The organism is Paenibacillus sp. Soil724D2, from assembly GCF_001427935.1.
GTDB lineage: Bacteria > Bacillota > Bacilli > Paenibacillales > NBRC-103111 > Paenibacillus_E.
Genome location: NZ_LMRY01000056.1, coordinates 228270 through 240696 on the forward strand (window position 1 = coordinate 228270; position 12427 = coordinate 240696).

Consider the following 12427-nt stretch of genomic DNA (forward strand, 5'->3'; position numbering starts at 1 on the left):
TTATGGCAACAGTACTTTATATCACAGCACACCCGCATGATCACCAAACATCATTCAGCCTAGCGGTAGGTAAAGAATTTATCGAGGCATACCGTGAAGCGAATCCATCCGATGAGGTTATTCATGTGGATCTTTTCAAACAAGATATTCCTCAAATTGATGCTGATGTATTCAGCGGTTGGGGGAAACTTCAATCAGGAACAGCTTTTGACCAGCTGTCTGATGCAGAAAAAGCAAAAGTTGCACGTTTAGGCGCACTCGTTGACCAATTCGTGGCTGCCGATAAATATGTTTTTGTTTCTCCAATGTGGAACTTCTCATTCCCTCCAGTATTGAAAGCTTACATTGATGCAATTTCCGTTGCAGGTAAAACTTTCAAATATACGGAAAGTGGTCCAGTTGGTTTGTTGACAAACAAAAAAGGCCTTCATATTCAAGCGAGTGGCGGCATTTATTCCGAAGGTCCTGCTGCAGCATTTGAAAGTGGCTTTAGCTACCTGAAAAAAGTCTCTCAATTCTACGGTATCCCTTCCTTCGAAGCCATTTTTGTTGAAGGCATGGCTGTAACGCCGGATAAAGCTCAATCCATTAAAGAAAAAGCAATTGCACAAGCAAAAGATGTTGCAGCTAGTTTCTAAGAAAATAGTAAGAACCCGCTAAATCTAGCGGGTTCTTTTTACGTTCAATATATAATTTCTTATTTGATATGGCTTAGACATTTCCTTTACTGCGGCTCATTAACCATAGGGTTAACCAAATAAACACGAAGCCTACGAGTTGTCCTACAGTCAGCTTTTGACCAAATACAACCCAGTTTATACATACACCTACAGCTGGAAAAGCAAGCTCGGCAAGCGTTGCAAAGAATGCCTTTGTCGATGATAGCCCTTTATAATAAAGGAGCATGCTGATCAACCCCGGGAAAAAGGCTTGGAACAAAAGGTTCACTGCAATAAGTGTTAGATCACCACTAGAACCGCCTACATGCCAAGCATCGCCACTTACCAAAAGAACAATCGTTAGCAGCGGGATCGCCATCAGGAAGCGCAGCGATGTGACAACAGGGAAATCCAAATTTTTCTGCAGCAGGAATTTACCCATGACGGTCGATCCCCCCCATAAGACGGCCGCTAGAATTGAAAATAAGCAGCTTAACGTGCCTAAGTCCTTCAAGCCCATCTCCGGTGAAGCAAAACCAAACGTCAGCAGATACGTACCTAACAGCGCCATAATGATATAGGCAAAAAATTTGGAAGGCAGTGTCTCTTTAAGCAGTAAACGAGCCAATACGATGGCGAACAAGGGCTGTAATTTCTGCAACAGCAGTACGGAGTTAGCACTGCCGTGAGCGAAAGCCGAAGTGAAGAGTATGGTGGCTATGGCCGATCCACCCCAAGAAATAAATAGAAGAGCGCCAATAACAGCTAGTGTTAGTTTGCCGGCTAAGGATTTGCGGTACTTCATCAGCACCGGAAGCGCATAGCAGGCCAGCAGCAGATGCTCAATGAATACAATTTGTGCAGAGGTAAAACTTTTCAACAATAAGATTCGAAATAGAGGGTCCAACCCCCAAAGTGTAGCTCCTAGTGCCACATACCAGATACCACTGATACCCCTGATACCCCTGATACTTGATGAATACAAACTTGCGCGTTTACTTCCAAGCTTAAATACATTTTCCAATTCAAAAACCTCCTAATAAGAGAGACTTTGAGATTAGCTCAAAGATCCCTTTATGATGTTTTGAATTGAACCTCCTGAAAGAGACAATGCCCCTGTTTAGAATCAACAGGGGCATTGACAAACAGACCTATTAAAAATTGAATTTTTAACAAGTTGTCCTTCACCTTCTCTCATCCGGACTATACCGTCGGCCTTGGAGTTTCACCAAGTCAGTCCCACTCTATACAGACTGGGAGTCGCGGGCTTTAGATACTTCCGTATCCATCACCGCCGGTAGGGAATTTCACCCTGCCCCGAAGGTTCAAATCTTATTCGTTTGTTTATTTGGCTCATATAAACGTTTAACGTTGAAAGTGATATTAACACCTATAAATAAAAAAAGCAAGGAATTTCATCCCTGCTTGGCTTCAATCATATATTTTTTACTCTGATATATACCAATTTCTTCTCGTACTGATTTCACGTTGCGCTCTTAAAAGAATACGTAAGGCCTTATCAATCTCTTCCTCTGCTCGTCTAAGTTTATCTGCAGAGACACTTCGCTTTGAGGCTCCCAATGCATCTATCGCTTCGTTAATTTTTTCACTAATTTCTTCCCTTGAGACTCTCGTCATACCATTTCTCCCCTCCCTTGCACTCGTACTTTTCATCATTTTTTTATTCACTATTTCTTTTTCCGGCATTTCTATTACTTTTTTTAGAATATCTTTCTTCACTGGCTCTTTATTCACTGCTACTTTTTTCGGCATTACTTCCCCCCCCCCCATTTCCCCCATACTATATCTTATGCGTACGAGAGAAATGACGATTGGGTAATATACCAACACACATGATATATAATCCTATTATTCGAATAAACCATATACGAACGCACAAGTAATAGATACAAAAAAGAAAAAGGGATCTCCAGCTGTCTTATCTATCTGACAGGGATACCCTTTAAAGTGTTGAATGACGTCGTTTTAAAAAAAGAAATAGAACAACGCCTATTGCAATACCAACAAATGAAAATAGCATAGGCAGCCAAACCGGACCTAATAGACTACCGAAAGGTTGAAACACATCCGAATAGATGATTCCTACCGTCCCCAGAAAAGCGCCTAATACAAAAGGAATATACGCATACTCTGTCGTATCTCCCCCGTCTTTATAAGCATCCCAGATACCAAACATGTAGAGACAAGGGTAAAACATTAACCAATGATAATCGGTTTTCTGGATGGCCTCTTGAATGTTTCCTTGGAAACTGTCAATAATAATTTGATTGAGATCTGACATGTAGTTCACGATAAATTCCAAGATAATTAACGTGATTCCTTTAACATATTTCCCGTTTAAAAACTGACCAAACCCAGGGAGTGCGATGGCCCATAATAGTTTCTCAATTTTATTGGATTTGTGCATAGTTGTCATCTGGCAGTCGGTGATTTGCTAAACTTGCTATGAACTCAGGTGATGGCATCTTGCTATGGGATCGTTCCTCTACAAAATGTCCTCCTCTTACTTCAGGCGTAATCCTTTTTAATAAACCCACAAACGCTCTTATTGTAAACAAAGTAAAATTAATTGATGCAAATGTATGAAGAACAGACCAGGATTTCCATCTAAACAAATCGGTTTTTCTCTCTAAAAACCATTGAAGTAAAGTCATTGGTCCACTAAAATATAAACTTCTCGTGAGGAGTTCAACTGGCTTGCTCTGATAAGTCGATCTTACCCAGATAACACTTAAAAGCGGATAGAATAACAAATCGTACAAAATATTCGTGTCAAATACTTTGGCGAAAGGACGAACGGGGTACGATATCTTCCCTTTTTTAATAAAGTAGGAATCGATCGAACTTGATAAAACACATTTCGAAAAGAATATAGTCAGATACATGAGCAGGTTTTTACGTTTCAAAATGAATGGGGCAGCTGCTAATGATGAGGCAAATAAAATCCGCAGTAATATCTTTTCCATTTTAGATCTTTCCCCCTCGCATTTTTGCTTTTTGCTTCATACCTTCTAGTGTGGATAAAAGAACATTCTATTATGCATGTAAGGAATAGTCAGCAAACCAAAGAAACTAAAAAAGCTGCCGCGGGCAGCTCTTTTTATGTTTGACTGACATTTGTATAATAGGGGGATAAATAAAACAGATCTCTAGTTAGACAGGATGGTATTAGATGAACGATAAAATTGTAATGCCGGTATGGACAATTGGCTTGTTCATTGTTGTCATGAATACGACGATGTTCAATGTATCTATTCCTAGTATTATTCAAGATCTTGGGATCACCGCCGATCTCGGATCGTGGGTGATTTCAAGTTACTCCATCGGGTATGCCTTATCGACAGTGATTTACAGCAGGCTCTCAGATGTCGTACCGATTCGCAAGCTGCTGACCGTGGGGCTCTTGGTGCTTGGATCTTCATCGGTTTTCGGATTATTTGCCCGGGAATTCCATGCTTTGCTCATGGCTCGCATTCTTCAGTCTGCAGGCGCAGGGGTAATGGCAGGCCTTGGTTTAGTATTAGCAAGTCGATATATTCCAATTGAAAGGCGCGGGTCAGCCATCGCCATGATTTCCGCAGGGAGTGCAATGGCTTTCGGACTCGGTCCGATCGTTGGCGGCTTGATTAGCGAATACTTGGGTTGGAACGGATTGTTCGCAATCACTTGCCTTGTTCTTATCATTCTTCCCATCCTTGTGCGTTTGCTTCCCAAAGAAAATACGCCAACCTTTCGGTTCGATATTCTGGGCAGTCTCTTAACGATCGTCAATGCGACTTCGCTGCTGTTAGCTGTGACGCAAGTTTCTGGGACATGGCTTGCTGTCAGTTGTATTTCATTGCTTATTCATGCTTGGCACTTGAAACATGGGAAAGAAACATTCATTAACCCTGTACTGCTGACCAATCCAGCTTATCGTAAGCTTGTTATGATCGGGTTTTGTATCTTAGTATTGAACCTTGGCAATTTATTTCTTATGCCGTTGGTGTTAGCTAAAGTGTTCGATCAATCAGCTATGATGATTGGCTTAACCATTGCGCCAGGCGCCATCTTGTCGGCATTCTTGACACGCTTCGTCGGACGATGGATAGATCGATACGGTAATCTACGCTTTATGTTTATAGGGCATTGTATTTTATCTTTCGTGATGATTGCTTTTTATTTGACTCTCGGCGCTTCGCCAATCGTTTTACTTTTTGGTTATGTTTGTTTCTCGCCTGCTTTTTCAGCAACGATTGCATCTTTGAACAACGAGACCTCACGCATTCTTCCAAAATCATTAATAGGCTCTGGCATGGGACTTATGCAGCTGATCCAATTTTTTGGAGGTTCAATTTCAGTTGCGATTTGCGGCATACTACTCGAAATTCAAAAGAATACGTCACTTCCTTATTCTTTTAAACATGTTTACGGCCTTTTATTTTTGGTAGGTCTGAGTTCTCTTGGCATGTTGGTGTGGTACAAGCTTACTGCACCTGTTCTAGTTTCAATCGGAGATAAATGATAAATCCTTTTCAAATTGGACAATCTAATTTTTAGAGGTGATACAGATATGAACACTACTCAATTAAAACTAACTTCAACGGAAATCGGAGCTTTGTGGGGGCAATATGTAAACGAATCTATGGTAAATCAAGTAAATAAATATATGCTTTCAATAATAGAGGATACGTCCATTAGAGAGGTTTTTAACGATGCAATAAAAATTTCAGAGAATCAAATGCAGCAGGTCTCTACCTTTATGCTTAATGATGGATTTCCATTACCTATAGGGTTTACAGAAGCAGATACCAATCCCAATATTGGAAGGTTATTTTCAGATATTTTCTGTTTGGATTATTTGTATCTCATGACCATACATGGTTTAAACGGTCACATCTATTCGCTTACTACATCCGTTAGAAAAGATTTAAGAGATTTTTTTGATTCCTGTTTGACGGATGGAAAAAATATGTACCAACGCACCGTTGATTTATTACTCGAAAAGGGACACTTCCAAAGAGATCCTTATTTTTTCCCGCGTACAACCCCAGAGTTTATTGATAGCAAAAAATATCTCGATGGTTTTTGGGGAGATAAACGTCCTCTTTCAGCCATAGAAATAGGCAATATTTCACTTAACTTAAAGAAAAGTATTATGGCAAAAACACTTGGAATTGCATTTAGTCAAATTGCCGGTTCCAAAGAAATAAGGAAATTTCTAACAGACGCCGTTCAAACTTCAAATGACCACATTCAATTGCTAAGCAAAAAACTAAAGGATGATAATTTACCTGTTCCGATGTCATGGGAAACGGAAATAACCGAATCTACAGACTCACCGTTTTCAGATAAACTTATCATGTTTCATACTGGTTTTTTGTTTCTGACTTCTCAATCCTATCATGGATTAGGACTAGCGGGTTCCATGAGGTCTGATCTAATTCTTGATTATGAGCGGATCATTCTCAAGGATTTGACTGTATCGAAAAATTGGTTTGATCTCATGATAAAAAATAAATGGTTAGAACAACCTCCAATTGCACCAAACAGAAAAGAACTTGCTAAAAACCAATAGTTTTTACTTATTGTTAAAGCCCTCTTTGTATGTGTTCAAAGAGGGCTTTTCGGTAACACTATCATTTTTTATATATCATTGTTTCATAGCTATCAATCCATAGACTGGATGAATTATTCTCAACGCGGCGGTCGTCCCTTCCGGTAAGATAGATCATATTTTCTCTATCAGTGATAAATTCGCCTGCCAACGCGTCATTGTCAAATTGAACAAATAAAGCATCCTTTGACAAGTTAACTATGATCAAATATTTACTATCCTCGTGTTGCCTCAAGTAAGATAAAACCTGCTCTTCAGAGTTGCGAATGAACGTTAAATCTCCCATCCAAAATGCCGGATTGTTCGTCCGAAGATGAATCAGAAATTGATAGTGCTCGAACATATCCATATCGAATTGATTCCAGTTCAGCTTATATTCATCGAATAAGGATGTCCATGTTTCCAACGTACTCTCATTAAATTCCTGCCCCATCATCATACATGGAACACCTTCAAGCGTCAGCAAGATAGAAGCCGCAGCCTTTGCAAGTTTTTCGCCAAAAAAGTTACATGCTCTTGACCGTTCCTTTTCCTCCAGCCATCTCATTCTTAGCGCATTCCTAGGAAAGCTGTACTTATAAGAGTTATAAATCGCTATAAAATCGCTCTGAGCGATCGTTCCATCAACCATATCACGTATTAGAATTCGGGGACTGCCGTCGTAGGTCAAGTCACAAGATTCAATATGATGATACTCATCGTAGGACTGTGAGATTAGGATGAGATCAGCTTTTACTTCTTGCAGCGCATGCTTAATTTCAGAGAGAAAATCAAAGGGAGTTATGTCCGAATCGTCCAATCGAATACCGTCAAAATCAAACTCGACTATCCAATATTTCATAGCCTCAATGACATATTTCCTCATCTCGCGGTTACTAAATTCTAGACCGGCAAAATACGCTCGATTAGGCACATCATAATAGATCTCATCTTGTTCATTTCGAGTGAAATATTCCGGATGGCTTCTTGTCATAATGTGATCCACACTTGTGCGGTTCAACACCCAATCCAAAATGACTTTGATCCCGTTGTCATGAGCTTTTCGAATAAATGAAAGTAGATCCTCTTTGGTTCCAAAGCTGGGATCAATGGAATAGAAGTCTTTTACCGCATAGGGGTCGCCATATTTACCTAACCTTCCTTCATGTCCAACTTCATTGAAAGGCATCAGCCATAGTGTATTGATTCCCATTTTTTTGAAATAGTCAATCTTCTCTGATAGTCCATTAAAACCATTTTCGGTAAACGCCCTGAGATGAAGTTCATAAATCACCGACTTTTTAATCCATTCGGGACTTTGGATAGCCGTAAAGTTTTCATACATATATCCAGGTTGCTCTTTTGAAATTTCATTTGTTCGGATCAGTACTTCTCCCTGTTCAGTAACAGTTATGGCCGAATTATTTTGCCCATCTTCTGACACACTCGGATTCAATGGGTCCAAAATCCATGCTTCCCCATTCACTACAAACTTATAAAGATGTCTTCCCTTAGGGATGGCTAATTCAATCTCCCAACCTTTCGCATCTTCCCTTTTGTTCATGTAGTTTCGATCGCCATTCCAATTATTAAAGGTCCCTGCTAAGGCGACACTATCAACTTCAATATCTGTGTAATAAACAAACCGTACGCCATTTGTTCCTTTTGTTGGAAAGTCAGGTGACATTGTATGAGCTCCTTCGTATTAATCTCTTCTCCTATAGTAGCAGTAAAGAAATAGGCTGCCCATATCCGATTCCACTCCATTATGATGCTATTCTGTTGTGATCATTGAGACTATGCTAGTAGTTTCATGAGTTCGTGCTATCATAGTGTCTTTAAAGCTTTTAGGGGAATTTTGATGGAGTCTTTTAAATAGTTTGTAGAAGTGGGATATGTTCGGTAAGCCGACAAGTTCGGCAATCTCAGCAATGCTAAGATCTTCAGTCAAAAGCAGACGTTCAGCATATTTGATTCTGCGGTGAATCACATAGTCTGTGAAGGAAATGCCCATGATCTGTTTGAAATATTTAAGGAAATAGGTATAGCTGAAATTGACGAGATGGCATGCTTGCTGGGCGGTTATTTTATTAGATAATTGGGCTTCCACGTAATCGAACACTGGCTTTAGGTTGGAGTCATTTATCGATCGGCTTGTTCCTAACAATCCTATGGTGTCATGACGTAACAATAAAAAAATACATTTCTTTACCAAATAGTTCATTGCGAGCTCATAGCCCCTCTGTCTCTGCTGATGTTCCAGCTGCAATTCAATGACCGTACTGTAGAATTGCTGACGCAGTTCAGAATTCTCTTTAAACAATGTGTTTAGTTCGACTAATGGTAGCATTGATTCCTGAAACAGATACAAGTATGGAAGCATGTTGGAATCAAAGAAGGCTTCCAGCTCAAATTGAAGCGCCACATAATCAACGACCTCGTTTTGCTTTCTCAGATCGAGATGGGGTTGGCAAGAACCCAAAATCAGCACATCTCCCGCTTGCAAGTGGTATACCTCCGCAGGTGTATGAATTTCCATTCTTCCAGACCGAACAGCTATAATCTCTATTTGAGGATGAAAATGCCACCCATCTTGACATATTTTCATGCTATTAAAGCTAAGCACTTGAATACGAAGAAGAGGATCATCATAATGAATCGGCTCTTTAAATAAGTTCATTTCGTTCCTCCAGAAAACCCTTTACTTCAAAGAATAAAGCAGGTCGCCCTAAGCGCCTGCTTTAATGGTACGTCTTTATTCTCCACAAGTCACTACTTAATCGGTTTGGGACTGCCATGAATCGTTCCGTTTCGGCTGTTGCCGGACTGATCCTGGGCCCCTACGTTGAAAGTCCAATAGCCTGCAAGGCCCGTATGGATTTCGGATCCAGTTTTAAATCGATAATCACATCTTATGTATCTGGAAATAAATCTCACTGAATTATAGCATATTTTTCTTATTCGACGCCCTTATTCTCATATTCCTTGCTGTCCAGTTAGACACCGTTTGAGCCTCGATTTACCTGTAACCCTTTTCGGTTGAAGTAAGCAATTTTAAACCCAATACATAGAAGTGCCAGCATAATAAACAATAAGCCACTCCATATAGTCCCTTTCATTCCTGTAGTGCTAATAAACCACCCACCTGCTAAGGAACCGATGGACACACCCAGATTGATAAAGGAAATATACAACCCCGTGGCAAATTCAGGAGCTTCCGGAGCTTCAGAAGTTAACCATATCTGGGTTACGATGAGTCCACTGGTATGAGCGGCTCCCCACAAAACCATTATGACAATGATAGGCACAATGGATCTTTCTCCCAAATAGAGCAGTAAGAAAGAGGTGGCTAATACGATCGGATGAAAAACAGTCGTTCTGCCCTTGTTTTTACCAATCAGTCTCCCTGCCAATAAGTTGCCGGCCACTCCCCCAACACCGAAAATGACAAGCATGACGCTAACGATTCTCCCGCTCAACCCCATCACTTGTTCCAAGTATTCGGCAGCATAGCTATAGACCGAAAACATAGCGGCAAATATGAATGTTGCTGCTCCAATATTGATCCATAGGGGGACTTTACGCAATATACCGAGCTGTTTCCCGTAAGAGACTTTCTCAGCTTTGGACGAGTTCGGAAGCATGATGGCGATCCCCACAGTAGCAGCGGTGTTTACAACGGCACAAAATATAAAAGCAGCCTCGAATGAGAATTGATCTACGAGATAGGTTGTTATCGGAATTCCAAGTACCATACCCATACTAGTACCAACAAATGCTTTCGCAGAAGCTTGAGTGGATTTTTCCTTTGGATAGAGCGAAACTGCAGCTGCAAAGGCCAAGGAAAAATATACGGGATGGAACAATGCCGGGATAATCCGAAGCGCCAGCAAAACATAAAAATTAGGAGCATAAGCGGATAATAAACTACTTACAGCAAAAACGAGTAAAGACACCATCATTACGTTTTTACGATTATATTTAGAAAGAAACAGCACCATAAAGGGACCACATAGTGCTATAACAAGTGCAAACACCCCGACAAGCATGCCGGCCTGAGACGTACTGACATTGTAACGCTCCGTAATAGCTGGTAATATTCCGACAACGCCAAACTCAATGGTATACACGCCGAATAAGCCCAGAGCGATAAAGAATATGGGGTTTATCTTCCGTTCATTCATTCGTTCCTGATCCCGTCATAAACGGCTTCACAAAGATCAACGGTAAACTGGCCTGACATGCCTTCCAAAGCTGTATTGGTAAACGCTACGACACTTAGTCGTTTCTCAGGATCAACGAACCAGGAATGACCATAGGTCCCCCCCATACGCCAGGTGCCCGGTGATTCCGGAGTGTTTGCGGCGATAGGATCTTTGAGCAGCGTAAATCCTAGGCCAAAGCCTCGTCCTGGCCAATAGGCCATTGGCAAATCACCGAGTTGGTTGGTCGTCATCTCGCGAACCAGACTCTCCGGCAGCAGGGGCGCTCCGCCCTTACGTAGTGCTTCCAGCAGCAGCAATAAGTCGCCGGCGCTCCCGACCATGCCGGCTCCGCCGGAGTGATAGGCCGAATTATCAAGTGCCCGGCCAGGGGCAAGCCGAAAGCCCGCCGTACCTTCAATAAAATCAATGCTATCGGGATCATGCAGGGGCCGTGGCTCTGGATTTGCATTGGCATAGGCCGTCGCTAGTCGCACTGGATCAACTGCTGTAAACCCAGTGTCGTCCATGCCAAGCGGCGCTGTCACTAGCGTACGTATGGCTTCACCAAGCGGTGAATCTGTAACCTTCGCAATCACGGCGCCCAGAACATCAGTGGCAATTGAATATTTCCACTGGGTGCCTGGCGTGTAAAGGAGCGGAACAGAGGCGATACGACGGAGGTTCTCTTCCAACGTGATACCGGCCTGATCCATACCATCCGATACCTCGGCTCGATGATAGGGACCATTCTCTTCCTGAAAAAAGCGGTAAGTCAGCCCTGCCGTGTGTGTCATCAAATGCCGAATCGTCAACGCCGCGAATTCACCGCTCTCCAAACGTGGTCGAAACGCTGGAAGCCAACGATCAACGCGGTCGTCAAGTCGTAAGCGGCCTTGCGAAACGAGTATCATCGCAGCTGTTGAAACGATAGGTTTTGTTACAGAAGCAAGCCGAAATAAGGCATTTTCTTGCATCGTCTGGTTCTTCTCACGGCCTGCAAAACCGGCAGCGCGATTATAAACCAGTACCCCATCTATCGCCACTTTAATGACAGCGCCAACCAACCGTTTATCCGCAAGGGTACGATCGATTACTTCATCCATGCGTGCTTGTAATCGGTCAGGATTCATTCTGTTTGTATTCAACTTATTCATTCGTTTTCATCCTCTCTGAATAGGAAAGATTTGATCACTTCACTATTGTTAGTTTATTATAATAATTAAGTGACTTGCTTTACATAAGGCATTCAAGTTATGTCTGCCCTTTAACAAATAAAAACGAGTTAGTTTTTAAGCAAAACCTTAAATTTAAAGGAGCCGATTTCAATGGACCATGTTGATAAACAAATCCTTTACCATCTTCAAAACCAAGCGAGAATATCAATGACGGAACTAGGCAAGTGTGTTGGGTTATCACAACCCGCAGTAACGGAGAGAGTAAGACGTATGGAGGAAAAAGGGATCATCCAAGAGTATCGCACCATGATTTCCCCGGAGAAAATCGGGAAACAAGCAGCCGCTTACATCCTGTTTCATACGAGGGATTGTCATGCATTCCTTGATTTTTGCCGCTCATCACCCGATGTCGTCGAATGCAACCGCATAAGCGGAGAACATAACTACTTATTGAAAGTTATGACTGACTCCACACGGTCTCTCGAAGAGTTCGGCAACCAATGTGATAAGTATGGGACGTATACGATTCTTATCGTGATGTCATCACCAATCGAGCCAAAATTACTTATCCCATCGCTTGAAGAGGCAAACTTGCTTGCAGAGGGAACGTAGAAGCGTTATTTAGACGAAAAACACCCGAAATCATGAGGAAGAGGAACGACGATGCGTTATTTCGCGTTTTTATACCTCCAGATCGTTCTTTTTGATCAAATAACGCCCCTACGTTCCGCTTACTAGAGGTCGGGTGAGTTTCTTTTGCAATCGACAAAAACAAAAAAAAATGAGGAGGCA

Annotated in this window: 12 protein-coding genes and 1 riboswitch; of the genes, 4 read left to right on the forward strand and 8 right to left on the reverse strand. The window is 41.7% G+C overall.

Features of this window, described 5'->3' with window-relative positions:
• Positions 1-2 precede the first annotated feature (2 nt).
• Complete coding sequence (locus tag ASG85_RS31225; RefSeq protein WP_057306626.1) at positions 3-638, forward strand: FMN-dependent NADH-azoreductase; 636 nt, start codon at positions 3-5, stop codon at positions 636-638.
• Between the two features lie 73 nt (positions 639-711).
• Here ASG85_RS31225 and ASG85_RS31230 read toward each other — a convergent pair whose 3' ends face one another.
• From ASG85_RS31230 to ASG85_RS31245, 4 genes are all read right to left on the reverse strand, one after another.
• Positions 712-1644 (reverse strand): DMT family transporter, encoded by a 933-nt coding sequence (locus tag ASG85_RS31230; RefSeq protein ID WP_156390250.1) that lies wholly within the window; start codon positions 1642-1644, stop codon positions 712-714.
• Between the two features lie 197 nt (positions 1645-1841).
• Positions 1842-1988: riboswitch (FMN riboswitch) on the reverse strand.
• Positions 1989-2105: 117 nt separating this feature from the next.
• Positions 2106-2432 carry a hypothetical protein gene (locus ASG85_RS31235; protein ID WP_057306628.1) on the reverse strand — a complete coding sequence of 109 codons (327 nt, stop codon included), beginning with the start codon at positions 2430-2432 and terminating at the stop codon, positions 2106-2108.
• A gap of 190 nt (positions 2433-2622) precedes the next feature.
• Positions 2623-3087 carry a hypothetical protein gene (locus tag ASG85_RS31240; protein ID WP_060648837.1) on the reverse strand — a complete coding sequence of 155 codons (465 nt, stop codon included), beginning with the start codon at positions 3085-3087 and terminating at the stop codon, positions 2623-2625.
• On the reverse strand, positions 3071-3646 hold the full coding sequence (locus ASG85_RS31245; protein ID WP_063860440.1) for a CBO0543 family protein: 576 nt from the start codon (positions 3644-3646) through the stop codon (positions 3071-3073). Before ASG85_RS31245 ends, ASG85_RS31240 begins: the two co-directional genes overlap by 17 nt.
• A gap of 206 nt (positions 3647-3852) precedes the next feature.
• On the opposite strand from ASG85_RS31245, the gene ASG85_RS31250 reads away from it, so the two are divergent.
• Positions 3853-5184, forward strand: a complete 1332-nt coding sequence (locus ASG85_RS31250; protein WP_057306630.1) for an MFS transporter — start codon at positions 3853-3855, stop codon at positions 5182-5184.
• Positions 5185-5232: 48 nt separating this feature from the next.
• Positions 5233-6237 (forward strand): DUF3231 family protein, encoded by a 1005-nt coding sequence (locus ASG85_RS31255; RefSeq protein WP_057306631.1) that lies wholly within the window; start codon positions 5233-5235, stop codon positions 6235-6237.
• Between the two features lie 61 nt (positions 6238-6298).
• Here ASG85_RS31255 and ASG85_RS31260 read toward each other — a convergent pair whose 3' ends face one another.
• From ASG85_RS31260 to ASG85_RS31275, 4 genes are all read right to left on the reverse strand, one after another.
• Positions 6299-7942: an alpha-amylase family glycosyl hydrolase gene (locus tag ASG85_RS31260; protein WP_060648838.1), complete on the reverse strand. Its 1644-nt coding sequence runs from the start codon at positions 7940-7942 to the stop codon at positions 6299-6301.
• Positions 7943-8029: 87 nt separating this feature from the next.
• A complete protein-coding gene (locus tag ASG85_RS31265) occupies positions 8030-8935 on the reverse strand; it encodes an AraC family transcriptional regulator (protein WP_060648839.1) in 906 nt (301 codons plus the stop codon).
• Positions 8936-9251: 316 nt separating this feature from the next.
• A complete protein-coding gene (locus ASG85_RS31270; protein WP_060648840.1) occupies positions 9252-10439 on the reverse strand; it encodes an MFS transporter in 1188 nt (395 codons plus the stop codon).
• Positions 10436-11614 (reverse strand): serine hydrolase domain-containing protein, encoded by a 1179-nt coding sequence (locus ASG85_RS31275; RefSeq protein WP_200961725.1) that lies wholly within the window; start codon positions 11612-11614, stop codon positions 10436-10438. Before ASG85_RS31275 ends, ASG85_RS31270 begins: the two co-directional genes overlap by 4 nt.
• A gap of 171 nt (positions 11615-11785) precedes the next feature.
• Here ASG85_RS31275 and ASG85_RS31280 point away from each other — a divergent pair, with 171 nt between their 5' ends.
• Positions 11786-12247, forward strand: a complete 462-nt coding sequence (locus ASG85_RS31280) for an Lrp/AsnC family transcriptional regulator (protein WP_057306635.1) — start codon at positions 11786-11788, stop codon at positions 12245-12247.
• Positions 12248-12427: the final 180 nt, after the last annotated feature.